This is a genomic window from Stenotrophomonas sp. 1278, assembly GCF_029892765.1.
Classification (GTDB): domain Bacteria; phylum Pseudomonadota; class Gammaproteobacteria; order Xanthomonadales; family Xanthomonadaceae; genus Stenotrophomonas; species Stenotrophomonas indicatrix.
In genome coordinates this window covers 89,756-112,895 of the sequence record NZ_JARXWD010000004.1, presented here as the reverse complement: position 1 = coordinate 112,895, position 23,140 = coordinate 89,756, and the positions used below count along the sequence as shown (strand labels likewise).

20 protein-coding genes and 1 riboswitch are annotated in these 23,140 nt (G+C 67.2%); of the genes, 12 read left to right on the top strand and 8 right to left on the bottom strand.

Going from position 1 to position 23,140, the window contains the following annotated elements; genetic code table 11:
- The first annotated feature begins 32 nt into the window (after nucleotides 1-32).
- On the top strand, nucleotides 33-1,472 hold the full coding sequence (locus tag M2299_RS05865; protein WP_280884042.1) for an ExeM/NucH family extracellular endonuclease: 1,440 nt from the start codon (nucleotides 33-35) through the stop codon (nucleotides 1,470-1,472).
- A 53-nt stretch (nucleotides 1,473-1,525) separates the two neighbouring features.
- On the opposite strand, the gene M2299_RS05860 is transcribed toward M2299_RS05865, so the two are convergent.
- Nucleotides 1,526-2,386 (bottom strand): EamA/RhaT family transporter, encoded by an 861-nt coding sequence (locus tag M2299_RS05860; protein ID WP_280884041.1) that lies wholly within the window; start codon nucleotides 2,384-2,386, stop codon nucleotides 1,526-1,528.
- Between the two features lie 43 nt (nucleotides 2,387-2,429).
- Between M2299_RS05860 and M2299_RS05855 the strand changes: the two genes are divergently transcribed.
- The 4 genes from M2299_RS05855 (at nucleotide 2,430) to M2299_RS05840 (ending at nucleotide 8,352) form a co-directional block, all read left to right on the top strand.
- Nucleotides 2,430-3,101 carry an alpha/beta fold hydrolase gene (locus M2299_RS05855; RefSeq protein WP_025875785.1) on the top strand — a complete coding sequence of 224 codons (672 nt, stop codon included), beginning with the start codon at nucleotides 2,430-2,432 and terminating at the stop codon, nucleotides 3,099-3,101.
- Nucleotides 3,098-4,198: a cell division protein ZapE gene (zapE, locus tag M2299_RS05850; RefSeq protein ID WP_099844649.1), complete on the top strand. Its 1,101-nt coding sequence runs from the start codon at nucleotides 3,098-3,100 to the stop codon at nucleotides 4,196-4,198. The genes M2299_RS05855 and zapE overlap by 4 nt, the downstream gene beginning before the upstream one ends.
- Before the next feature lie 595 nt (nucleotides 4,199-4,793).
- A complete protein-coding gene (locus tag M2299_RS05845) occupies nucleotides 4,794-7,205 on the top strand; it encodes a ribonucleoside-diphosphate reductase subunit alpha (RefSeq protein ID WP_025875782.1) in 2,412 nt (803 codons plus the stop codon).
- Between the two features lie 127 nt (nucleotides 7,206-7,332).
- Nucleotides 7,333-8,352, top strand: coding sequence for a ribonucleotide-diphosphate reductase subunit beta (locus M2299_RS05840; RefSeq protein ID WP_025875781.1), 1,020 nt, complete (start codon nucleotides 7,333-7,335; stop codon nucleotides 8,350-8,352).
- A gap of 143 nt (nucleotides 8,353-8,495) precedes the next feature.
- Here the strand turns inward: M2299_RS05840 and M2299_RS05835 are convergent, their stop codons facing one another.
- Entirely contained in the window at nucleotides 8,496-9,131 is a 636-nt protein-coding gene (locus tag M2299_RS05835) for a LysE family translocator (protein WP_059064016.1), read from the bottom strand.
- Between the two features lie 92 nt (nucleotides 9,132-9,223).
- Between M2299_RS05835 and M2299_RS05830 the strand changes: the two genes are divergently transcribed.
- The 3 genes from M2299_RS05830 (at nucleotide 9,224) to M2299_RS05820 (ending at nucleotide 11,755) form a co-directional block, all read left to right on the top strand.
- Nucleotides 9,224-9,634: an acyl-CoA thioesterase gene (locus tag M2299_RS05830; protein ID WP_280884040.1), complete on the top strand. Its 411-nt coding sequence runs from the start codon at nucleotides 9,224-9,226 to the stop codon at nucleotides 9,632-9,634.
- A 43-nt stretch (nucleotides 9,635-9,677) separates the two neighbouring features.
- Nucleotides 9,678-10,484, top strand: a complete 807-nt coding sequence (locus M2299_RS05825; protein WP_025875771.1) for an NAD-dependent protein deacetylase — start codon at nucleotides 9,678-9,680, stop codon at nucleotides 10,482-10,484.
- Between the two features lie 167 nt (nucleotides 10,485-10,651).
- Nucleotides 10,652-11,755, top strand: a complete 1,104-nt coding sequence (locus tag M2299_RS05820) for an NADH:flavin oxidoreductase/NADH oxidase (protein ID WP_105163262.1) — start codon at nucleotides 10,652-10,654, stop codon at nucleotides 11,753-11,755.
- Nucleotides 11,756-11,758: 3 nt separating this feature from the next.
- Here M2299_RS05820 and M2299_RS05815 read toward each other — a convergent pair whose 3' ends face one another.
- The gene (locus M2299_RS05815) at nucleotides 11,759-12,670 is read right to left on the bottom strand and encodes a LysR family transcriptional regulator (protein WP_059064056.1); all 912 of its coding nucleotides are present in this window, start codon (nucleotides 12,668-12,670) and stop codon (nucleotides 11,759-11,761) included.
- 113 nt (nucleotides 12,671-12,783) lie between these two features.
- On the opposite strand from M2299_RS05815, the gene purU reads away from it, so the two are divergent.
- On the top strand, nucleotides 12,784-13,635 hold the full coding sequence (gene purU / locus M2299_RS05810; protein ID WP_280884087.1) for a formyltetrahydrofolate deformylase: 852 nt from the start codon (nucleotides 12,784-12,786) through the stop codon (nucleotides 13,633-13,635).
- Here purU and M2299_RS05805 read toward each other — a convergent pair.
- From M2299_RS05805 to M2299_RS05795, 3 genes are all read right to left on the bottom strand, one after another.
- The gene (locus M2299_RS05805; protein WP_280884039.1) at nucleotides 13,628-14,347 is read right to left on the bottom strand and encodes an NYN domain-containing protein; all 720 of its coding nucleotides are present in this window, start codon (nucleotides 14,345-14,347) and stop codon (nucleotides 13,628-13,630) included. The genes purU and M2299_RS05805 overlap by 8 nt on opposite strands.
- A 145-nt stretch (nucleotides 14,348-14,492) precedes the next feature.
- Nucleotides 14,493-15,119 carry a bifunctional nicotinamidase/pyrazinamidase gene (pncA, locus tag M2299_RS05800; protein WP_280884038.1) on the bottom strand — a complete coding sequence of 209 codons (627 nt, stop codon included), beginning with the start codon at nucleotides 15,117-15,119 and terminating at the stop codon, nucleotides 14,493-14,495.
- A 57-nt stretch (nucleotides 15,120-15,176) separates the two neighbouring features.
- A complete protein-coding gene (locus M2299_RS05795; protein ID WP_025875757.1) occupies nucleotides 15,177-15,848 on the bottom strand; it encodes an epoxyqueuosine reductase QueH in 672 nt (223 codons plus the stop codon).
- Between the two features lie 141 nt (nucleotides 15,849-15,989).
- Nucleotides 15,990-16,207, bottom strand: a riboswitch (cobalamin riboswitch).
- Nucleotides 16,208-16,334: 127 nt separating this feature from the next.
- On the opposite strand from M2299_RS05795, the gene M2299_RS05790 reads away from it, so the two are divergent.
- Nucleotides 16,335-18,212 (top strand): patatin-like phospholipase family protein, encoded by a 1,878-nt coding sequence (locus tag M2299_RS05790; RefSeq protein WP_280884037.1) that lies wholly within the window; start codon nucleotides 16,335-16,337, stop codon nucleotides 18,210-18,212.
- Between the two features lie 49 nt (nucleotides 18,213-18,261).
- Here the strand turns inward: M2299_RS05790 and M2299_RS05785 are convergent, their stop codons facing one another.
- Complete coding sequence (locus M2299_RS05785) at nucleotides 18,262-19,215, bottom strand: DUF1028 domain-containing protein (protein WP_099786245.1); 954 nt, start codon at nucleotides 19,213-19,215, stop codon at nucleotides 18,262-18,264.
- A 115-nt stretch (nucleotides 19,216-19,330) separates the two neighbouring features.
- On the opposite strand from M2299_RS05785, the gene M2299_RS05780 reads away from it, so the two are divergent.
- A complete protein-coding gene (locus M2299_RS05780) occupies nucleotides 19,331-19,765 on the top strand; it encodes a hypothetical protein (protein WP_280884036.1) in 435 nt (144 codons plus the stop codon).
- 378 nt (nucleotides 19,766-20,143) lie between these two features.
- On the opposite strand, the gene M2299_RS05775 is transcribed toward M2299_RS05780, so the two are convergent.
- Nucleotides 20,144-21,538 (bottom strand): short-chain fatty acyl-CoA regulator family protein, encoded by a 1,395-nt coding sequence (locus M2299_RS05775; RefSeq protein ID WP_223497487.1) that lies wholly within the window; start codon nucleotides 21,536-21,538, stop codon nucleotides 20,144-20,146.
- A gap of 87 nt (nucleotides 21,539-21,625) precedes the next feature.
- Between M2299_RS05775 and M2299_RS05770 the strand changes: the two genes are divergently transcribed.
- Complete coding sequence (locus M2299_RS05770) at nucleotides 21,626-23,131, top strand: CoA-acylating methylmalonate-semialdehyde dehydrogenase (protein ID WP_025875748.1); 1,506 nt, start codon at nucleotides 21,626-21,628, stop codon at nucleotides 23,129-23,131.
- The last annotated feature ends 9 nt before the right edge of the window (nucleotides 23,132-23,140 follow it).

Below are 23,140 nucleotides of genomic sequence, written 5' to 3'. Positions count from 1 at the left end.
TCTGTGCGCCTCTTCCGTGGAGTCGTCTGTCGATGCGTCGCCGTTCCCTCGCCCTTGCCCTGTCCCTGCTGATGCCGGCATCCGCTTTCGCCCAGGCCCAGCCACAGGTTGCGCCGACCTCGGCGCCTGCGCCACGCAGCCCAGCCACTGTCACCCTGGCCGCCGCGCCGGCCGACTGGCGTGCACTGGATGGGCAGCACGTGCGCATCGCCGCGCCGCTCACCCTGGCCGGCACCGATGGCCTGGAACGCTTCGGCCAGCTCACCGTCGCCTTCGATGGCCGCCTGTGGCAGCCGACCGAAGTGGCCGCGCCCGGCAGTGCCGGGATCGAACAGGTGATGGCCGACAACCAGCGCCGCCGCCTGCTGCTGGACGATGGCAGCGATATGCGTGATCCGGCCAGCGTCGCCTACCTGCCGGGCAACCCGGTGCTGCGTACCGGCATGCAGCTGCGCAACGTGGAAGGCACCGTGCGCGTGGACGCGCAGGGCCGGCCCAGCCTGCAGGTGGACGGTGTACTGAAGCTGCCGGACCTGCAGCGCCCGGCCGTGCCGAGCGTACCCGGCCGCCTGCACATCGCTGCGTTCAACCTGGAGAATTTCTTCAATGGTGACGGCAAGGGCGGTGGGTTCCCGACCCTGCGCGGCGCGCGCACGCTGGACGAGCACAAGGCGCAGGTCGGCAAGCTGGTCGCCACCGTCAACGCGCTGGGCGCCGACATCGCCGCGCTGATGGAACTGGAGAACGACGGTTACGGCCCGCAGTCGGCCATCGCCGAACTGGTGGATGCGCTCAATGCCGGCCTCGCCGCAGACAAACAGTGGGCGTTCGTCGATGCCGGCCAAGGCCCCGGCAGCAATCCGATCCGCGTCGGCATCATCTACCGCAAGAGCGAATTCAAGCCGCTCGGCACGCCGCTGACCAAGCTCGACGGCCCCTTCGTCGAACACAGCCGTGCGCCGCTGGCACAGGCCTTCCAGAGCAAGGGCGGGCCGTTCATGGTGGTTGCCAACCACTTCAAGTCCAAGGGCTGCCGCGATGCCAGCGGCGCCGACGCCGACCGCAATGACGGGCAGGGTTGCTGGAACGCCACCCGCGTGGAATCGGCCAGGCAGCTCAACACCTGGGTGCAGGCCGAAGCCGCGCGCCTGAAGGTGAAGGACGTGGTGCTGATGGGCGATTTCAACGCCTACGCTATGGAAGATCCGATCCGCACCCTGCACGACCTCGGCTGGCAGGATGCCTTCAAGGTGGCCAAGGTCGAACAGCCCTACAGCTACGTCTACAACGGCTACACCGGCCGCCTCGATCATGCGCTGCTCAGCCCGACCATGGCCAAGCGCCTCGCCGGCGCCGCCGAGTGGCACAGCAATGCCGACGAGCAGGACGCCAGCGGTTACCAGGGCCGCAACGTGCAGGGCCCGTGGCGCAGCTCCGACCACGACCCGCTGCTGCTGGGCTTCGACAAGTAAGCCCTCGCCGGGGTCAGAGCCCATCCCGCAGGAATGGGCTCTGACCCCGGGCATCACTTACCCCAGGCGATCAACCCGATCGCCAGTACCGCCAGCGCCAGTCCGGCCCGGTTCCAGCGCGTAGTCGCCTCGCCGAAGGCGAATACGCCAACCAGCGCACCCAGCACCACCACGCCGATGTTCATGCCGGCGAACACGGTGGCCGGGCTGTCCGGCATCGACTGGTGCGCATGCACGTAGAACAGGATGTTGCCGCCGTTGAGCAGGCCCAGCAGTGCACCTGCACCCAGGTTGCGCCAGGCCAGGCGGCTGCGCCCACTGAAATGCCGCCGCAACTGCAGCGCCAGCATCAGCACGAAGGCCACGCTGAAACTGGCCAGCACCGCCGCCATCGACGGCGTGCCCGACAGCGCCACCTGCTTGAGCAGCACATCCACCACCGCGAATCCGGCCCACACACCCAGCAGCCAGCCCCAGCCGCCGGCGGAAGCGGCCACTGCCGGGCCGCGCGGACGCAGGCTGATGGCCACCATCGCCAGCAGGCCCAGGCCCAGCCCCACCAGCTTCCACGTGCTGGCGCTCTGGCCAAAGAACAGGAACGCCGCCGCCAGCGACAGCAGCAGCGACAACCGCTGCGCCACATCACTGCGGACGATGCCGGCCACCGCCACCGCGCGGCCCAGCACCAGGAAGATCGAGGGCAGCACCACCGCCAGCGCCAGCAATGACAGCCACGGTGCATGCGGTCCGCGCAGTGCGTCCAGTGGCGGCTGCAGCACCACCGCCGTCATCGTCGCGGCGACCAGATAGTTCCAGGTCACCATCTGCGCAACGTCCAGCTGGCGACGGCCAGCCAGCTTCAACAACACCGAAACCAGCACACTGCAGATCACGGCCAGGGACAGGTAGAGCATGGGGCGGGCACAGGGCAGCGGCGGGGGACGCTATCATGGTGCCATGCACACGCCCTCGTTCCCCGTCGCCCCCGGCGAAACCGCCTGCATTGCACTGGAGGGCCCGGTTGGCCCGCTGGAAGTGCTCGTCGACCTGCCCAAGGCCGATGTGCCGGTGCAGCCGATCGTGGCCATCATCTGCCATCCGCTGTCCACCGAAGGCGGCACCCTGCACAACAAGGTGGTCACCATGACCGCCACCACCCTGCGCGAGCTGGGCATTGCCACGGTGCGCTTCAACTTCCGCAGCGTCGGCGGCTCCGCCGGTGAATTCGACCATGGCGTGGGCGAGCAGGAGGACCTCAAGGCCGTCACTGCCTGGGTCCGCCAGCAGCGCCCGGACGACCGCCTGTGGCTGGCCGGTTTCAGCTTCGGCGCATTCGTTTCGCTGAAGGCTGCCGCCGAGCTGCAGCCCGAAGCGCTGATCTCGATCGCGCCGCCGGCGGGCCGTTGGGACTTCGATGGCATCGCGCCGCCGGCCCGCTGGCTGGTGATCCAGGGCGAGCAGGATGAAATCGTCGACCCGCAGGCCGTGTACCAGTGGCTGGACACCCTCGATGCCCCGCATGAACTGGTGCGCATGCCCGAAACCAGCCACTTCTTCCACCGCAAGCTGATCGACCTGCGCGGCGCGCTCACCCACGGCGTCAAGCATTGGCTGGGCACGGCGGCATGAGCGAGGCGGAACTGACCCCGACGCAGCGCTACGCGGCCGGGGTGGAACGCGGCGATTGGCAGAACGACCCGGCCCAGCATGCGGCCCTGGCCGAGCTGGACCGGATCCATCTGGCCCTGGTGGACAGCGCCGAGGACGGCTGGCTGGACCGCCTGTCCTCGTTCTGGAAGAAGCCCGAGCCGGTCAAGGGCCTGTACTTCTGGGGCGGCGTCGGCCGCGGCAAGACCTTCCTGGTCGACCTGTTCTACGACGGCCTGCCGATCAAGCAGAAGTACCGCACCCACTTCCATCGGTTCATGCGCAACGTCCACGAGCGCCTGCGCGAGCACCAGGGCCAGAGCGATCCGCTGGCGAAGATCGCCCAGGAATGGCGCAGCAACCTGCGCGTGCTGGTGCTGGACGAATTCTTCGTCACCGACATCGGCGATGCCATGCTGCTGGCGCGCCTGCTGGAGCGGATGTTCGCCGAGGGCGTGACCCTGGTCACCACCTCCAACACGGCGGTGGAAAACCTGTACCTCAACGGCCTGCAGCGCGAGAGCTTCATGCCGGCCATCGGCCTGCTGCAGCGCTACTGCGTGGAGCTTTACGCCGAAGGCACCGAGGACTACCGCATGCGCGCGCTGACCCGTTCGCCGGTGTACCGCGCGCCGCTGGCCGCCGACAGTGACACCTGGCTGGCCACGCGCTGGGGCGAGTTGAGCGGTGGCCAGCCGGCCAAGGCGGGCAACATCGAAATCGAGAGCCGCAAGATTCCGGTGCGCGCGCGCGGCAAGAGCATTGCCTGGTTCGACTTCGCCGCCCTGTGCGAAGGCCCGCGCGGGCCGTCGGACTACATCGAGATCGCGCACGAGTTCAACACCGTGCTGCTGGGGGGCATTCCGGCCTTCGATCGCCTGAACGAGGATGCCGCGCGCCGCTTCGTCAACCTGATCGACGAGCTGTACGACCGCCACGTCAACCTGGTCTGCACCGCCAGCACCTCGCCGGTCGAGCTGTACACCGGTACCCGGCTGCAGGGCGCGTTCGAGCGTACGGCCTCGCGCCTGATCGAAATGCAGAGCGCCGAGTATCTGGGTACCCCGCACCGGGCGTGACAACCGGGGCGGATGCCGGCCGCTGGCCGGCATCCGCCTGGTGCTTCCGCAGGTCATGGGCTGCCGGCCAGCGGCTGGCACTACCTGATGCTGCCCCGTCCACCGGCTGCCCACTGTCTGCCCACCACCTATCCACAGACTTGTCCCTCGCCTGCGTGGTCCTGTCATGTGAAGCTGTCATCGTTCCGCTGGTGGGGCGCTGATTGCCACCGCGATGACGTGTTTCGGGCTTGACTGCGCAGCCCGTTCCAGCAGGTCCAAAGCGTCCAAACCGGGCGCCGATGGCACGATCCTTGCGGCGCAAGGGATTGCCGAATTTCACTACATTTGGCGTTGACGGACCCAACTACCCCCACTATCTTGTGGCTGTCGGTTGTGGGGACCCCAAGCCGCCGGGTCCATGGAATGGATCGCCGGACCCTCCGGTGATACGCCCTCCATGCCCGCAGCGGCACCGGTCAGCACTGCCAGCGGCAGCCACAGGCGCAGGGTCTCAATTCCTGCGACACCGGTCTGCCACCCTGGGCTGTCATGTCCCGGGCCGCGTCACCCGATGCTCCGAGCCACCATCCATCACGCCAAGAGGACACACGCCGTGACCACCGAGACCAGCGCCACCATCGAGAAGGAAAGCGAATTCCTGTTGACGTCGCCGCCGACGTCCAACGCGATGAGTGTGACCAAGCGCAATGGCACGACCGAGCTGGTGGATCTGAACAAGATCGTCCGCGCGGTGCAGCGTTCCTCCGAGGGCCTGCACGCCGTCGATCCGATGCGTGTGGCCACCCGCACCATTTCCGGCCTGTACAACGGCGCCACCACGCAGGAGCTGGACGAACTGTCCATCCGCACCGCGGCGCTGCTGATCGGCGAAGAACCCGAATACGGCCGCCTGGCCGCGCGCCTGCTGGCCAACTTCATCGCCAAGGAAGTGTCCAACCAGGAAATCCACGCGTTCTCGCAGTCGGTGGGTCGTGGCCACGAAGTGGGCCTGATCAACGACCGCCTGCTGAACTTCGTGCAGACCAACGCACGCAAGCTCAACGATGCCATCGACAGCTCGCTGGACCTGAACTTCGATTACTTCGGCCTGCGTACCCTGTACGACCGCTACCTGCTGCGCCACCCGCACACCCGCAAGGTGATCGAGACCCCGCAGCAGTTCTTCCTGCGCATCGCCAGCGCGCTGAGCGAGGATGTGCCGGAAACCCTGGCGCTGTACAAGCGCATGGGCAACCTGGACTACCTGCCGTCCAGCCCGACCCTGTTCAACTCCGGCACCACCCACGAGCAGCTGTCCTCGTGCTTCCTGCTGGACTCGCCGCAGGATTCGCTGGAATCGATCTACTCCAAGTACGGCGACATCGCCCAGCTGTCGAAGTTCTCCGGCGGCATCGGCGTCAGCTACACCCGTGTGCGTTCGCGTGGCTCGCTCATCAAGTCGACCAACGGCCACTCCAACGGCATCGTGCCGTGGCTGAAGACCATGGATTCGTCGGTGGCTGCGGTGAACCAGGGCGGCAAGCGCAAGGGCGCGGCCTGCGTGTACCTGGAAACCTGGCACGCCGACATCGAGGACTTCCTCGAGCTGCGTGACAACACCGGCGACGAATCGCGCCGTGCGCACAACCTGAACCTGGCCAACTGGATCCCGGACCTGTTCATGAAGCGTGTCGAATCGGACCAGGAATGGTCGCTGTTCGATCCGCGCGTGGTGCCCGAGTTCACCGACCTGTTCGGCGAAGCCTTCGAGGCCGCCTACCTGCAGGCCGAAGCACAGGGCAAGGCCAACCGCACCATCTCCGCACGCAAGCTGTACTCGCGGATGATGCGCACCCTGGCCGAGACCGGCAACGGCTGGATGACCTTCAAGGACAAGTGCAACCGCGCCAGCAACCAGACCCTGCGCGCTGGCAATGTGATCCACCTGTCCAACCTGTGCACCGAAATCCTGGAAGTCACCTCGGCTGAAGAAACCGCGGTGTGCAACCTGGGTTCGATCAACCTGGGCAACCACTTCGACGGCAACGGCGAGTTCGATTTCGACAAGCTGGCCGACACCGTGCGCCTGGCCGTGCGCCAGCTGGACCGCGTGATCGACCTGAACTTCTACCCGATCGAATCGGCGCGCCGCGGCAACCTGCGCTGGCGTCCGGTCGGCCTGGGCTGCATGGGCCTGCAGGACGTGTTCTTCCGCAAGCGCCTGCCGTTCGATGGCGCCGAAGCCCGCGCGCTGTCGAAGAAGATTGCCGAGACCATCTACTTCCACGCGCTGGAAACCTCGGTCGAACTGGCCCAGGAACGTGGCAAGCACCCGTCCTTCGCCGACACCCGTGCGGCCAGCGGCGAGCTGCAGTTCGATGCCTGGAACGTGGTGCCGGAAGATGCCGCGCGCTGGGATGCCCTGCGTGAACGCATCAAGGAACACGGCCTGCGCAACTCGCTGATGATCGCGATCGCCCCGACCGCCACCATCGCCTCCATCGCCGGCTGCTACGAGTGCGTGGAACCGCAGGTGTCCAACCTGTTCAAGCGCGAGACCCTGTCCGGTGACTTCCTGCAGGTGAACCGTTACCTGGTGAACGAGCTGAAGAAGCTGGGCCACTGGACCCCGGAAATGCGCGATGCAATCAAGCTGGCCGACGGTTCGATCCAGGCCATCACCCAGATTCCGGAAACGCTGCGCCACGTCTACCGCACCGCATGGGAACTGCCGATGCGTTCGCTGATCGACATGGCCGCCGACCGTGGTGCCTTCATCGACCAGTCCGCCTCGCTCAACCTGTTCATGGAAAGCCCGAGCATCGGCGCGATGTCCTCCATGTACATGTACGCCTGGAAGCAGGGCATCAAGACCACCTACTACCTGCGTTCGCGTCCGGCCACCAAGATCGCCAAGACCACCGTCAGCCACACGGCCAGCGCTGCGCCGGAAAAGGTGTTCAGCCCGGAGGAGGCCATCGCCTGCTCGCTGGAGAACCCGGAAGCCTGCGAAGCCTGCCAGTAACACCGCGCGGTGGATTAACGCGCGGTGGGTGCCGACCGTTGGTCGGCACTGCTGCTCGACTACGGAAATACCAAGGTAGCGCCGGGCCATGCCCGGCGTTTTGACCCGAGAAGACAAGGAAACACCCATGGCCGACAAGCCCAAGCAGATGCTGCTCGATCCCGGTTTTGAACTGACCCTGCGCCCGATGCGCTACCCGCAGTTCTATGACATGTACCGGAATGCGATCAAGAACACCTGGACGGTGGAAGAGATCAACTTCCAGATCGACATCAGCGACCTGCATAGCAAGATGTCGCCGGGCGAGCGCCACCTGATCCACCGCCTGGTCGCCTTCTTCGCCACCGGCGATTCGATCGTGTCCAACAACCTGGTGCTGAACCTGTACCAGCACTTGAACGCGCCCGAAGCGCGCATGTACCTGTCGCGCCAGCTGTATGAAGAAGCGCTGCACGTGCAGTTCTACCTGACCCTGCTGGACAACTACCTGCCGGATCCGGACGAGCGCGTCAAAGCCTTCGCCGCGGTGGAGAACATCGACTCGATCAAGAAGAAGGCCGATTTCTGCTTCAAGTGGATCGATTCGATCCAGGACCTGAAGCGCATCGAGACCCGCGAAGAGCGCCGCCAGTTCCTGCTCAACCAGATCTGCTTCGCTGCGTGCATCGAAGGCCTGTTCTTCTTCGCCGCCTTCGCCTACGTGTACTACTTCCGTTCGCGCGGCCTGTTGAACGGCCTGGCCTCGGGCACCAACTGGGTGTTCCGCGACGAAAGCGCGCACATGGAATTCGCCTTCGAGTGCGTGGACGTGATCCGCGAGGAAGAGCCGGACCTGTTCGACGACAAGATGAAGCAGGATGTCTATGACATGCTGGCCGAGGCCATCGAGTGCGAAGTGCAGTTCGCCGAGGACGTGCTGTCCGGTGGCGTGGCAGGCATCTCCACCCGTGACATGCGCCAGTACCTGCAGCACTGCGCCGACAACCATTTCCACCGCCTGGGCATGGAGCGCAAGTACAACGTGCGCAACCCGCTGAGCTTCATGGAACTGCAGGACGTGCAGGAACTGACCAACTTCTTCGAACGCCGCGCCTCGGCCTACCAGGTGGGCGTGAAGGGCGAAGTCGCCTTCGACATGAACTTCTGATCGATCCAATCAGGCCTGTAGCGAAAACCCCGGCCAACGCCGGGGTTTTTCGTTTTCACGGTAGCGCCGGGCCACGCTCGGCGAGCGCGCAGCGCGGAAGGTTTTCAGGGTGCCGTGCGCATTCCGCAGGGCATGGCCCGGCGCTAGCGCCGCCCATCCACCGCCATGCGCACGGCCAGGCCGGCCAGCACCGTGCCCATGAACCACCGTTGCACCGCCTGCCAAGTGGGGCGGGCGGCCAGGAAGCCGGCGATGCTGCCTGCCATTATCGCGATCACCGCGTTCACGCTCACGCTGACCAGCAGCTGGGTGGAGCCCAGCACCAGCGACTGCATCAGCACGCTGCCCTCGCTGTCCGGGTGCAGGAACTGCGGCAGCAGGGACAGGTACATCACCGCGACCTTGGGGTTCAGCACGTTGGTCAGGAAACCCATCGCGAACAGCTTGCGTGGGCGGTCCACCGGCAGGTCACGCACCGCGAACGGCGAGCGGCCGCCGGGCTTCAGCGCCTGCCACGCCAGGTACAGCAGGTACAGCGCGCCGCCGATGCGCAGCGCGTCGTAGGCGAACGGCACGGTCATCAGCAGCGCGGTGATGCCCAGCGCCGCGCACAGCATGTAGAACACGAAGCCCAGCGCCACCCCGCCCAGCGAGATCAGCCCGGCCATGCGGCCCTGGCAGATCGAGCGCGAGATCACGTAGATCATGTTCGGCCCAGGCGTCAGCACCATGGCCAGCGAGACAAGGGCGAAGGCCAGCAGGTCGGACGTGGCGGGCATGGTGGGCTCACGCAATGGGGGTGCCGAAGTGTAGCGCCGCCTGCACACCACCTGCCTTAAAATCCGTCTCACCCCACACCCGAACCGCCCCCATGACCTCCATCCCCGAGACCGTGCCGCCGACCGAAGTGCGCATGGCCGAAATCGTCTTTCCCAACCACACCAACCACATGGGTACCCTGTTCGGTGGCCAGGCGCTGGCATGGATGGACAAGGCCGCCTTCCTCGCCGCCGCCCGCTATTCGCGCCGCACCGTGGTGACCGCGCGCAGCGACCAGGTCGATTTCAAGCTGCCGATCCGCATCGGCCAGATGGTGGAAACGATCGGCCGCATCGTCGAGGTCGGCCGCAGCTCGATGAAGGTCGAGGTGGAGCTGATCGCCGAGGACCTGCACAGCGGCGAGCGCAAGCTGTGCACCCGTGGCCACTTCGTGATGATCGCCCTGGGCGACGATGGCCACCCGGTGACCGTGCCGCAGCTGCCCGGCGCGCCGGCGGCCTGAGCCGATGGTTGCGGGGGCGCCGGCGCGCCCCCATCTGGCTGCCATGACCCCGCCGCTCACCGACTTCATCGACCGCGCCCAGCGCCTGTTCGTGCTGACCGGCGCCGGCTGCAGCACCGCCTCGGGCATCCCCGATTACCGCGATGCCGATGGCCAGTGGAAGCGCACGCCGCCGGTGACCTACCAGGCCTTCATGGGCGAGGCCGCCACCCGCCAGCGCTACTGGGCGCGCAGCCTGCTGGGCTGGCCGCGCTTCGGCCAGGCCCGGCCCAACGGCACCCACCAGGCGCTGGCCGCACTGGAGGACAGCGGCAAGCTGCAGGTGCTGCTGACCCAGAACGTGGATGGCCTGCACCAGCGCGCGGGCAGCCAGAACGTGATCGACCTGCATGGCCGCCTGGACCTGGTGCGCTGCATGGGCTGCGAACGCCGCAGCGAGCGTGAGGCGTTCCAGCAGCGGCTGCTGCAGGCCAACCCCGGCTGGGAATTGCTGCAGGCCGGTATTGCGCCCGACGGCGACGCCGATCTGGAAACCGACTTCTCCGCGTTTGCGGTGCCCGACTGCCCGCACTGCGGTGGCCTGCTGAAGCCGGACGTAGTGTTCTTCGGCGAAAACGTGCCGCGTGAGCGCGTGGCTGCGGTGCATGAGCACCTGCAGCAGGCGGATGCAGTACTGGTGGTGGGTTCCTCGCTGATGGTCTATTCCGGCTTCCGCTTCGTGCAGGCCGCGGCCAAGGCGGGTCTGCCGGTGGCCGCGCTGAACCGTGGCCGCACCCGTGCCGACGACCTGCTGCAGTTCAAGGACGAGCGCGACTGCGCCGAGGCGCTGGCTGGGTTCGTCATCGGGTAGCGCCGGGCCATGCCCGGCGGAAACGGGCTGCCGCGCTGTGCGCTCGCCGGGCGTGGCCCGGCGCTACCCACAACGCGCCCCCACGAAACAGCGATCCACCCACACGGTTGATCTATCGGCCGCACAGCGGTGCAATACGCACCCCCTTTGGTACACCCCCCACTGCCGTGAGCCAGCTGTTTTCGCCGATTTCCTTCGGCCCCCTGACCCTGTCCAACCGCATCGTCGTCGCGCCGATGTGCCAGTACTCCGCCGAAGACGGCCGCGCCAGCGACTGGCACGCCATGCATCTGGGCAACCTGGCGCAGTCCGGCGCGGGCCTGCTGATCCTGGAGGCCACCGCGGTCGAAGCGCGCGGCCGCATCAGCTGGGCCGATCTGGGCCTGTGGGATGACGGCACCGAAGCGGCCCTGGCGCAGGTGCTGGCCAGCGTGCGCCGCTGGTCGCCGATGCCGCTGGGCGTGCAGCTGGGCCATGCGGGCCGCAAGGCGTCGGTGAATCGTCCCTGGGACGGCGGTGGCCAGCTGCCGGCCGATGATGCACGCGGCTGGGCGACCGTGGCCCCCTCGCCGCTGCCGTTCCATGCTGCCGATCCGGCACCGCAGGAACTGGACGAGGCCGGTATCGCCGAAGTCGTTGCCGCTTTCGCCGCCAGTGCGGTGCGCGCCGAGCGCCTGGGCTTCGAGCTGATCGAGATCCACGCCGCGCACGGTTATCTGCTGCATCAGTTCCTGTCGCCGCTGAGCAACCGCCGCACCGATGGCTACGGTGGCTCGCTGCCGAACCGCCTGCGGATGCTGGTGGAAGTGTTCGACGCGGTGCGTGCCGCAGTGTCGGACAAGGTCGCCGTAGGCGTGCGCATCTCCGCCAGCGACTGGGTCGAGGGGGGTTGGGACATCGTGCAGAGCGAGGCGCTGGCACAGGTGCTGGACGCGCGCGGCTGCAATTTCCTGCATGTGTCCAGCGGCGGCCTGCACGAGCGCCAGAAGATCAGTGTCGGCCCGGGCTACCAGGTGCCGTTCGCGGCGGCGATCAAGGCCAAGAAGGTGCGCATGCCGGTGATCGCGGTGGGCATGATCACCGAGCCGGAGCAGGCCGAATCGATCCTGCGCCACAACCAGGCCGACGCCATCGCACTGGCCCGCGGCATCCTGTACGACCCGCGCTGGCCGTGGCACGCCGCTGCTGCACTGGGCGACAGCGTGGTGCCGGCACCGCAGTACCTGCGTTGCGAACCGCGCGACGCACGCGGCGTGTTCAGCCCGCGCTGAGCACTACACCTGCCAGGCCGGCGGCAGGCCGGCCTGCAGGTGCTCGAACAGCGCGCGGATCTTGGCGGTGAAATCGCGGCGGTCGCTCACGCAGAAGTAGACGTCCATCGGTTCCGGCTGCCAGTCGGTGCCGCAACCGAACACGCATTGCAGGCGACCATCGCGCAGGTAGGGCTCGGCCACGAACGCCGCCAGCCGGGTGATGCCGGCACCGGCGGCGGCCAGCTCGGCCAGCGCGTCGATGTCATCGCAGACCATGCTCGGCGGCAGCGCGGCATCCACCCGCTCGCCGTTCTTCAGCAGGCCCCAGCGCAGTGGCCTGCCATCGGTGGGAAAGCGATGCAGCAGGCCGCGATGGGCGGCCAGCTGCGCCGGTTGCAACGGCGTGCCGTGCGCCTGCAGGTACGCCGGCGAGGCGCAGAACACGAACGGGATGCGTGCCAGAGGGCGTGCCACCAGCCCGTCCTCCAGCTGCGCGCCGATGCGGATGCTGGCATCCACCGCCTCGGCACCGTGCTGCACGGCGCGATCGGTCAGGCGCAGCTCCAGCTGCAGCTGCGGGTAGCGCTGCTGCAATGAGGGCAGCAGCGGTGCCAGCACGTGCCGGCCGAACGCGCTGCTGCTGGCGATGCGCAGGGGCCCGGCCGGCTCCACGTCGCCGGCGGTCACCATCGCCTGCGCGCGCGCCAGGTCGGCTTCGATATGCCGCACCTGCGCCAGATACACCGTGCCGGCCTCGCTCAGCGCCAGCTGGCGCGTACTGCGGTTCAGCAGGCGGACGCCCAGGTGGGCTTCCAGCCGGTTGATGTTCTGGCCCACGGCGGTGGCGCTGATGCCAAGGGTGCGCGCCGCAGCGGCAATGCTGCCGGTCTCTGCGGTGCGGGTGAAGCTGCGGATGAGCTGCAACAGGTTCATGACCGACCAGCTTGCCATGCGGAAGGCCAAGTATCGCTTGGGTCTGTCCCAAGCAGTCGGTTGCATCGGTGACCATCGTTCACCGCGCAGCGGCGCTGCCCTACACTCCGGTGATGCGCCCCGATTCCATCCTCACTCTCTCCTGTCCCGACCGTACCGGCATCGTCTACCGCGTGTCGGGCCTGTTGTTCGACCACGGCTGCAACATCCTCGACGCCCAGCAGTTCGGCGATGAGGAGAGCGGTCGCTTCTTCCTGCGCGTGCACTTCGACCGCGATGCGGGCCTGCCGCTGGACACCGTGCACGCCGCGATGGCCGCACTGGCCGCAGACTTCGGCATGGACTGGCAGCTGCATGATGGCCGCCGCCGGCCGCGCCTGCTGGTGCTGGTCAGCAAGCAGGGCCATTGCCTGAACGACCTGCTGTTCCGTGCCCACAGCGGCCAGTTGAAGGTGGACATCGCTGCGGTGGCCTCCAACCATGCCGACTTCGCAGCACTGGCAGCGTCCTACCAGGTGCCGTTCCACCACCTGCCGGTGAACGCCGACACGCGCGCGGCGCAGGAACAGCAGATCATCGATCTGGTCGAGCGCGAGCGCATCGACCTGGTGGTGCTGGCGCGCTACATGCAGATTCTCTCGCCCACGTTGTGCCGTGCGCTGGCGGGCAGGGCGATCAACATCCACCACAGCTTCCTGCCCAGCTTCAAGGGCGCGCAGCCGTACCACCAGGCGCACACGCGCGGGGTCAAGATCATCGGCGCCACCGCGCACTACGTCACCGAAGACCTGGACGAAGGCCCGATCATCGAACAGGACGTGGCCCGCGTGGACCACGCGATGACCCCGCGCGAGCTGGTACGGCTGGGCAGCGATACCGAATCGCAGGTGTTGGCGCGGGCGGTACGCCGGCATGTGGAGCACCGCATCCTGCTCAACGGGCACCGCACGGTGGTGTTCAGGTAACGCGGGCAGTGCCCGGGATGGAGCCCGGCAATTGCCCACGATGCGCCCGCTGCTGCTGGACTGGCCTGGGACAGGTGGAACGCACGCCATCGATATGTTCCATCAGCCCTTTGGGAATGGATGACCACATCGGATCCAATACAAAATCGACCCCTTCACGCCGGGCGAGCTTCGCGGCGGGCACGAAGTCGGCATCGCCGGCCATCAGGATGATCTGGCGGACCTGGCGCTTGAGGGCGAGTGAGGAAATGTCGATGCCGATGCGCATGTCCACGCCTTTCTGTCGCACATCCGGTTGCAGCTCATCGGCTTGAAGATCGCCGAAGGTCCGCTTGCCCTTGAGCAGGTCGTCGAAGGTTCGCGATCCGGTCGTCCACGAACTGAAGTCGGTGAGGTGGCCAAGACGCAGGGCGACCTTCCGCTTCTGCTTCAGCGCCTCGTGCAGGCTGGATCTGAACAGTGCTTCGTCGGATCGCGAGTAGTCGATGCACAGCCCCGAAATCGGGTTGTGCATCTTCTTGCGCAGCGGCGGGCAATCGTAGAAGAAGATGCGATAGAGATCGCGTCGCTCGCCACTTGCATGCTTCAGATGGGCGATGGCCCATCGGTGAGCGACCTCGGCGGCGCGTTGAGCGTTGTAGGCGTTGTGGGGCTCGATGCGGCGAAAGCGTTTGATGAAATAGCCGCCATCAATGAGAACTGCCGTCGGCATACCGTTGCCCTCCTGGCTTCGTCCAATGAAAAAGCCCTCGGTTCGGCCGTCCCGCGATCTGTTGGGGGGCGTACTTGGAGGGCTGGATGGGCTCGATTCTGCAGGGGGCGAATCAGGCGCACAAGCGGCAGAGGCGACACGCTGCCTACAGGATCGCGATCCTCGCCTTCGCCAGGGCTTCGCGCACCATGCCGTCATTGGCCTCGGTCACCGGCCGGGTCAGCTCCCACAGGAATTTCACCCGGAAACCCGACTTCACCGCGTCCTGCGCGCTCCACAGCACGCAGTAGTCGCGGGCCAGCCCGCACACGTGCACCTCGCGGATGCCGCGTTCGTGCAGCCAGCCGGCCAGCCCGGTGGCCGGGCGCGTGCCGTCGGGGCCGTGGTTCTCGCGGAAGGCACTGTAGGAATCCACCTGCTGGCGGCTGCCCTTGCGCAGGATCAGGTCGGCCACGGTCCAGTCCACGCCGGGGTGCAGGGCGGCGCCGGTGCTGCCCTGCACGCAGTGGTCCGGCCACAGGGTCTGCGGCTGTGCATGCAGCAGGATGGCTTCAAAAGGCAGATGGCCCGGGTGCTGGCTGGCGAACGAGGCGTGGTTGGTCGGGTGCCAGTCCTGGGTGGCCACCACGGTGCGGTAGCGGCGCTCGGCCAGCAGCGCGTTGATCGGTGCCACCAGCGCATCGCCCTGTTCGCAGGCGAGGGCGCCACCGGGCATGAAGTCCGGCTGCAGGTCGATCACCAGCAGGGCGACATCAGCGGGCAGGGCGGTCATGGCAGGTCCAGCACAACGGAAGATGGGCGGCCAGCGTGGCCGCCCCTCGCGCGCACGTCAATCGCCGCTGGCGGTGTCGTTGTCCTGCCCGTAATACAGCAGGCCGATCCTGATGCGCTCGCGGCCGTTCTCGCGACGATGGCGGTTGGCATCGCGCAGCGAGTAGACGCAGCCACAGTACTCCTGCTGGTAGAACTGCTCGCGCTTGCTGATCTCGATCATGCGGCTGGCACCGCCGCCCTTGCGCCAGTTGTAGTCCCAGTACTGCAGGCCCTCGTAGCGCGAGGCGGCGCGCACACCACAGTCGTTGATCTGCGCCATGTTCTTCCAGCGCGAGATGCCCAGCGAGGAGCTGATGGTGTCGTAGCCGTGCTCGTGCGCGTACAGCGCGGTGCGCTCGAAGCGCATGTCGAAGCACATGGTGCAGCGGATGCCACGCTCGGGTTCGTTCTCCATGCCACGCGCACGGCTGAACCAGTTGTCGGTGTCGTAGTCGCAGTCGATGAAGGGGATGCCGTGCTGTTCGGCGAAGCGGATGTTCTCCTGCTTGCGCAGTTCGTATTCCTTCACCGGATGGATGTTGGGGTTGTAGAAGAAGATCGCGTAGTCGATCCCGGAGGCGGTGATCGCCTCCATCACTTCGCCCGAGCATGGCGCACAGCACGAGTGCAGCAACAGGCGCTGGCCGTTGTCGGGAAGGGTCAGGGTGGGGCGTTGGAGCTCGGTCATCGTCGGGTGCATCTGGGCGTGGGCAGCGGGTCTGGACGGAAACCGTGAACAGGACGCGCGCGGCCACATCGCCTGCACGCGCAGGACGACGACGGCCCCGGCAACCTCCCCGCGGAGATTCCAGGTCGAGTCAGGGGGACGGTCGTGTCCCCCGGCCGGGGCCGGTATTCGGGCTGATGGACACGGGCCGGCTGGCCCACCTACTACCTGCCGCTTCCCAGGCGCGAGCCCAGTGCTGTTGGCAGGATTCGTTTCCATTCACCGCTGCGGGGCAGCTCCGGAATGGGCGCGCAAGGCGCCTTCACCGGATTCCCGTTTAAATCCCTGCCGCCATCGAAGCCACGGCAGGGATACCTTCGGCGTGCCCACGGTGGACGCGTTGGCGGCAATGGTCAAGGGCCGATGAAAACGCAGGGCTGTGGCGCGTTTCTCAGGCTGTGAGAGTGCCTCTTGCCATACTGGGCACCGACAGACGGGAGGTGGCTCGTGGCGGCGAAGTACTGCGATCTGGTCATGAAAGGCGGCATCACCAGCGGCATCGTGTATCCCAACGCGGTGCTCGCGCTGGCCCGCGAATACCGTTTCAAGAGCATCGGTGGCACCTCGGCCGGTGCGATCGCCGCTGCCGTGGCGGCCGCTGCGGCATACGGCGACCGGCGCCAGCAGGCCGGCGAAACCCTGCCCGGTGACGCCGGGTACGGCGGCCTGTCGGCGGTGTCGGCACAGTTGTCGCGGCGTGGATTCATCTACAGCCTGTTCCAGCCCGCCGCCGGCGCGCGCGCTGCGTATCGGCTGCTGGTGGTGCTGACCGGCAACGCCGGCTGGCCACGCAAGCTGCTGTGCCTGGCCATCGCGGTGTTCCAGATCGCGCCGCTGGAAGTGCTGGTGTCGTTGGCACTGCTGCTCGGCCTGGGCTGGTGGGGCGGTGGCTGGAGCGGCGTGGCGGCGACCCTGCTGCCGTCGCTGCTGTGTGCCTACGGCGCAGGCGTGGCCGCCGCTGCGCTGCGCGTGGCCCGGGTGGCGCGGCGCAACCTGCTGGGCCTGTGCAGCGGGCTTAGCCGGGATGCAGGCAAGCCGGCGCTGACCGAATGGCTGCATGAAAGCCTGCAGCAGCTGTCGGGCAAGCCGATGGATGCACCGCTGACCTTCGCCGATCTGCACGACGCGCCGCGCTATTCAGGCGAACCGGACAGCCCGCATGCGATCTCCCTGCAGATGATCACCACCTGCGTATCGCACAACGAACCGCGCACGCTGCCGTTGGGCGGGGCGCAGTTCTGGTTCCTGCGCGAGGAGTTCGAGCAGCTGTTCCCGGCCAGTGTGGTGCAGTGGATGGTCGACCGCGCCGGACCACCGCGCGAGGTTGAAGGCCACAGCTACTACCACCTGCCGCAGGGTGCGTCGCTGCCGGTACTGGTGGCCACGCGCATGAGCCTCAGCTTCCCGCTGCTGATCAGCGCGGTGCCACTGCATGAGCCTTCGCGTCGCGAACGTCGCTGCGAGCCGACGTCGACGGCTGCAGGAGAGGCCGGGCACAACGTGGCCGACAGCATGGAAGGGCTGACCAGCGCGGGCCAGGCCTGTGGTCCGGTGATCACCGCGTTCCGGGTGTGCTGGTTCTCCGATGGCGGCATCAGCAGCAACTTCCCGATCCACCTGTTCGATGCCGCACTGCCGCGCTGGCCGACCTTCGCCATCAACCTGGTCTATCCGCAACGCCCCGAGCCGGTGGTGCGCGAGAGCGACAACCGCCAGGCGCTGGAACGCGCGGTGTTCCTTCCCACCGAAAACCGGCATGGATGGCAGCGACATTACCAGTCCATCGCCACGCCGCTGGCGGCCGGTGAGCTGGGCCGCTTCCTGTTCGCGGTGGTGGCCACCATGCAGAACTGGCGCGACCTGCTGCAGGCGCGTGCGCCGGGGTATCGCGACCGCATCGTGCATGTGAGCCTGCAGGGCGACGAGGGTGGCATGAACCTGGACATGCCACAGGAGGTGCTGACCCGCATCGCCGACAAGGGCAGCCTCGCCGGTGCACGCTTCTGTTCGTTCTCGTTCGAGAACCATTACTGGATCCGTTGGCGCAACCTGGCCTCGGCTTACCAGCGCTACACGCTGGAAATATCGCGCACCGACGATCCGGCGCAGCAGGTGCTGGCCTATCGCGCGGCCTATGCGATGGTGGCCACCGGCACACCGCCACCGCCGTCGTACAAGCTGGGTTCGGAAGACAAGCGGCTGGCGTCGCAGCAGCTGTGGGGGCTGATGGTGGAACAGGGCCGCAGCTGGGAAGACCTTGGCCCCGACCTCACCGACGGCTCGCCACGGCCGTTGCCACAGATGAAGGTGACGCCGATCTATTGATCGCGGTGCGCCGCTGCGCTCGCCGGGCATGGCCCGGCGCTACCGTTGGCTATCGCCACGCCTCGACCACTGCATCGCCGCGCAATGGCGCATACAACGGCAAGGCCAATTCCTGCTTCACCCATCCCGGGTTGAGCGCGCGCAATCCCGCCAGGTATTCGCGGGCCAATGCGGTTTCACCCTGCGACATCGCCAGCCGCGCCGCGCGTGCCCACGTCCGGTCCCAGCCATGCGCCAGCGCCAGCGAGGTGGCCAGCGACGCACGTGCGCCGGCCACGTCGCCCTTTTCCCACTGCTGTTCGGCGCGGATGATCGCTTCATTCGAAAGCCGCATGTCGTACAGCTCGCGCAGGCGCGCCACGGCACGCGGGTCGGCATCCACGCGCAGGTCGGTGTCCTGCCAGTCGCCGCCAGGCGTGCGCACCAGCAATGCCGCCGACCATTGCCCGCTGCGTTGTCCACCCGCCGCTTGTCCCGCTTCCAGCGCTGCCAACAGGCGCGCGGCAAGCGCACCGTGGGTGGTCGTAAACGCGCGTTGCATCGCCGCCAGCACGTCCGGCCCAACCAGTCCGTTGCCTTGCACGCTCACCTTGCCCTCGCCAACGGCACCGGCCCAATCGGCCCGCTGCGCGATCGCGCCTGTGTACTGCGCGTTGCCACCGCGCGCGCTGACCAGGCCAATCTGGCGCTCGGCGATGCTGGTGCCATCGAAATCGCCGTCCTCATCCAGCAGTTGCTTCAGCACCTGCGCGGGCGAGCGACCCGTAGCCAGTAGTTCCAGACCCTTCGACCCATAGGTCGGGTTGGTTTCGAACTGGCTGGCGACCGCGCCGACCTTCGCCTGCGCCCACGGCACGCCCACTCCTCCGACAGCGAGGTTGTGCGTGGCCACCGCCACGCCGCAGTCGCCGGCCTCGTTGCAGGCAACAATGGAGAAGGTCGCCCACGCCGGTGTCGCGACAGCAGCAAGCAGCAGGGCCAGGCAGGGGCGCAGCACGTACATGGTCGTCTCCGGTGATGGGGTTGGACTGGGATGCAACGAACCTGCGGAAGGTTTAATGCAGGCGGCGGCGGGCGCCCTAGAATGTCCGGCTCTTCATGCATGCAAGGAATGCCCGATGTCCGCCCGCCAGGAACTGCTGGACCTGCTTGAACGCCTCGATGCCCGTGACGCGGACCACTTCCCGGTGGTGCCGCTGGCGGCGTACTTCGAAGGCAACGACCAGGAAGAGAGCATCGCACCGAACCAGTGGGGCTATGGCCGTCCGCCGATCGCCGAACTGTACGCCCGCTTCGCCGCCATTGCCGCGCGCCCGGAGGTGGAAGGTGTGTACGTGGGCTTGCACCAGGACTGGGGCAGCGCACTGGATGACAGCGAATGGCCAGCGGCCGAGAACGTGCACCTGCTGACCAGCGCCGATGCGGCGACCGTTGAAGAGTGGCTGCAGGGGCTGGAATGCGATGGCGTAGGCGAGGGCTGGCCGTATGGACAGCACGTCGATGCGCCGCTGCCCTCCGCCGGCCATCGCGTGCTGACCGTGTTCTGGGACTAGTAAAGCCACGCCATGCGTGGATGCATTTCGCGCACGGCCAGAGCGTGCCAACCAAGGTTGGCACCTACCAGAGCGGATATCCGGATGGGGTCAGGGCCCGTTGCGTCGCAACGGGCCCTGACCCCGGTGCCGACCAACCGGTCGGCACCCACCATCAGCAGCAGGTTCCAACAGTCGCGGGAACCTGTCGAAGGCGGGGTGGGTTCGGTTGCGGGGGCGTGAGCCGCATGGATGCGGCGACCGAGCTTACATGGACGTACTTGCAGCGTCCCCCGCAACCGGACCCACCCCGCCATCCCACGGAATGCCCGCTGTTGCTTTTGCTGTTGCCTTGGATTGAAGCAGGTGCAGGGCGCAGCCCTGCCGAACCCCCAACCCCTACCGCCCCGGCAACTGCGCGAACGCGCGCTGCATGCAGTCCTCGCGCGGGCACACCCGGCAGCCCGGCCCGATCGACACCGAGTTGCCCGGGCTCTGCACGTCCAGCCCCAGCGAATACACCAGCCGATCGGCATGCTGCAGGTCACACCCCAGTGCCACCGCGAAGGTCTTGCGTGGCTGGCCGTGGCCCACCGGCCCGCTGCTGACCTGTCGCGCCAGCCAGAAGTGGCGCCGCCCATCGGGCATGCGCGCGGTCTGGGTGAGGATGCGTCCGGGCTGGTTGAACGCCTCATAGACGATCCACAACGGGCAGGAACCGCCCACCTGCGAGAAGTGGAAATCGGTGGCCGAGTGGCGCTTGGACACGTTGCCGGCGCGGTCCACGCGGATGAAGAAGAACGGCAGGCCGGGCGCACTGCGTCGCGCCAGCGTGCTCAACCGATGGCAGACCGCCTCGAATCCCACGCCGAACTGATGCGCCAGCAGCTCGATGTCATAGCCGCTGGCCTCGGCCGCGCGCAGGAAACGCATGTACGGCATCACCAGCGCACCGGCGAAATAGTTGGACAGGCCGATACGCGCCTGTGCGATGCGGGCCTCGTCGGTGAAGCCGGTGCGCGCGATCACCGCATCGATCTGCGGCAGGTAGCCGCGCAGCGCCAGCTCGACCGCCATCTGGAACGCCTGCTGGCCCGGCTCCAGGTAGTCGGGCAGCCACAGCGTACGGCTGCCGGCATCGTACTGGCGCTTCTCGCGCCCGGCCTGCAGCGCAGCCACTTCCACCAGCACCCCGTGGCGGTCGGCCAGCAGCTGGCGCAGCCGTGGCGCCACGTGTCCCGGCGCCAGCCCCCATTCGGCGAACAGCTGCTCGGCCAGTTCGTCCAGCTCGGGGATGTGGTTGTGCATGCGGTTGAAGAACTCGCGCACCTGGTCGCCGGCCGGCAACGTGCTGCCCGCGCCCGGCTCGCCCAACTGGAACTCCAGCGCGGCGGCATGCTCGCGCAGCGCCAGGTGGCGGCGATGCAGGTCCAGCAGCGCGCGGCTGACCTGCGGCAGGTTGCCGGCCAGCGCGCGCAGTTCGGTGGCGCTGACGTCAGCCAAGCCCAGATCGCGCAGGGTCTCGCCCAGCGACTCCTGCAGCGCGGCGGGCTCATCATCGTCGAACAGGGGGGAAACATCGCCCAACACCTCGCCCAGCTTCTTCTGCACCGCAGGCGTCAGCGGGCGCTTGTTGCGCTCGATCTGGTTCAGGTAGCTGGCCGACAGCCCCAGGGCGCGGGCAAGGTCGGCCTGGCTGTAGCCGCGCTGCTCGCGCAGGCGCAGCAGACGCAGGCCGAGCTGGCGCTGGGGGGCTGAATAATTCACAGGATTAACAGGAATCGTGGCGGGCATTGGCCAGATTAAGCGGATTCAGGCCGGAAATCGAGGCGTGGCCTGTGAATAATGCCAAGCATCTTTCGCACCCCGTGGATTGTCGTCATGACTGTTGCAGCGCCCCGTATCCGCATGCTGATCGATGGCCAGTTCGTTGAATCGGCCACCTCCCACTGGCAGGACGTGATCAACCCGGCCACCCAGGACGTGCTGGCCCAGGTGCCGTTCGCCACCACGGGTGAAGTCGATGCCGCCGTGGCTGCCGCCAAGGAAGCCTTCAAGACCTGGCGCAAGACCCCGATCGGTACCCGCGCTCGCATCTTCCTGAAGTACCAGCAGCTGATCCGCGAAAACATGAGCGAGCTGGCGCACATCCTCACCGCCGAACAGGGCAAGACCCTGCCGGACGCCGAAGGCGATGTGTTCCGCGGCCTGGAAGTGGTCGAGCACGCGGCCGCCATCGGCAACCTGCAGCTGGGCGAACTGGCCAACAACGTGGCCAACGGCGTGGACACCTACTCGATCATGCAGCCGCTGGGCGTGTGCGCAGGCATCACCCCGTTCAACTTCCCGGCGATGATTCCGCTGTGGATGTTCCCGATGGCCATTGCCACCGGCAACACCTTCATCCTCAAGCCGTCCGAGCAGGACCCGATGGTCACCATGCGCCTGGTCGAACTGGCGCTGGAAGCGGGCATTCCCAAGGGCGTACTGAACGTGGTCCACGGTGGCGAGGAAGTGGTCAACGCCATCTGCGACCACCCGGACATCAAGGCGGTGTCGTTCGTCGGTTCCACCCGCGTCGGTACCCACGTGTACAACCGCGCTTCGCTGGCCGGCAAGCGCGTGCAGTGCATGATGGGCGCCAAGAACCACGCCGTGGTGCTGCCGGACGCCAACAAGGAGCAGACCCTCAATGCGATGGTCGGCGCGGCCTTCGGTGCGGCGGGCCAGCGCTGCATGGCCGCCTCCACCCTGGTGCTGGTCGGTGAAGCGCGCGGTTGGGTGCAGGACCTGGTCGAAAAGGCCAAGACCCTGAAGGTCAGCGGTGGCACGGTCGCCGGCACCGACGTCGGCCCGGTCATTTCCTGCAGCGCCCGTGATCGCGTTGAAGGCCTGATCGCGTCGGGTGTGGAGCAGGGCGCCAAGCTGGTGCTGGATGGCCGCAAGCCGCAGGTCGACGGGTTCGAGAAGGGCAATTTCGTTGGCCCGACCATCTTTGCCGGTGTCACCACCGACATGCGCATCTACCAGGAAGAAATCTTCGGGCCGGTGCTGGTCATCCTCGAAGCGGAAACGCTGGATGAGGCCATCGCCATGGTCAACAGCAACCCGAACGGCAACGGCACCGCGCTGTTCACCCAGTCCGGCGCCGCAGCACGCCGGTTCCAGGAAGACATCGACGTCGGCCAGGTCGGCATCAACGTGCCGATCCCGGTGCCGGTGCCGCTGTTCTCGTTCACCGGTTCGCGCGCCTCCAAGCTGGGCGACCTGGGTCCGTACGGCAAGCAGGTGGTGCTGTTCTACACGCAGACCAAGACCGTCACCGCGCGCTGGTTCGACGACGAGACGCTGAGCCATGGCGTCAACACCACGATCAGCCTGAAGTAACCGCAGGGA

Bases quoted from the DNA above. Each gene is read 5' to 3' on its own strand.
- M2299_RS05865 (WP_280884042.1), top strand. From the start codon at position 33: ATGCGTCGCCGTTCCCTCGCCCTTGCCCTGTCCCTGCTGATGCCGGCA.
- M2299_RS05860 (WP_280884041.1), bottom strand. From the start codon at position 2,386: ATGCTCTACCTGTCCCTGGCCGTGATCTGCAGTGTGCTGGTTTCGGTG.
- M2299_RS05855 (WP_025875785.1), top strand. From the start codon at position 2,430: ATGCACACGCCCTCGTTCCCCGTCGCCCCCGGCGAAACCGCCTGCATT.
- zapE (WP_099844649.1), top strand. From the start codon at position 3,098: ATGAGCGAGGCGGAACTGACCCCGACGCAGCGCTACGCGGCCGGGGTG.
- M2299_RS05840 (WP_025875781.1), top strand. From the start codon at position 7,333: ATGGCCGACAAGCCCAAGCAGATGCTGCTCGATCCCGGTTTTGAACTG.
- M2299_RS05835 (WP_059064016.1), bottom strand. From the start codon at position 9,131: ATGCCCGCCACGTCCGACCTGCTGGCCTTCGCCCTTGTCTCGCTGGCC.
- M2299_RS05830 (WP_280884040.1), top strand. From the start codon at position 9,224: ATGACCTCCATCCCCGAGACCGTGCCGCCGACCGAAGTGCGCATGGCC.
- M2299_RS05825 (WP_025875771.1), top strand. From the start codon at position 9,678: ATGACCCCGCCGCTCACCGACTTCATCGACCGCGCCCAGCGCCTGTTC.
- M2299_RS05815 (WP_059064056.1), bottom strand. From the start codon at position 12,670: ATGAACCTGTTGCAGCTCATCCGCAGCTTCACCCGCACCGCAGAGACC.
- purU (WP_280884087.1), top strand. From the start codon at position 12,784: ATGCGCCCCGATTCCATCCTCACTCTCTCCTGTCCCGACCGTACCGGC.
- M2299_RS05805 (WP_280884039.1), bottom strand. From the start codon at position 14,347: ATGCCGACGGCAGTTCTCATTGATGGCGGCTATTTCATCAAACGCTTT.
- pncA (WP_280884038.1), bottom strand. From the start codon at position 15,119: ATGACCGCCCTGCCCGCTGATGTCGCCCTGCTGGTGATCGACCTGCAG.
- M2299_RS05795 (WP_025875757.1), bottom strand. From the start codon at position 15,848: ATGACCGAGCTCCAACGCCCCACCCTGACCCTTCCCGACAACGGCCAG.
- M2299_RS05785 (WP_099786245.1), bottom strand. From the start codon at position 19,215: ATGTACGTGCTGCGCCCCTGCCTGGCCCTGCTGCTTGCTGCTGTCGCG.
- M2299_RS05780 (WP_280884036.1), top strand. From the start codon at position 19,331: ATGTCCGCCCGCCAGGAACTGCTGGACCTGCTTGAACGCCTCGATGCC.
- M2299_RS05775 (WP_223497487.1), bottom strand. From the start codon at position 21,538: ATGCCCGCCACGATTCCTGTTAATCCTGTGAATTATTCAGCCCCCCAG.
- M2299_RS05770 (WP_025875748.1), top strand. From the start codon at position 21,626: ATGACTGTTGCAGCGCCCCGTATCCGCATGCTGATCGATGGCCAGTTC.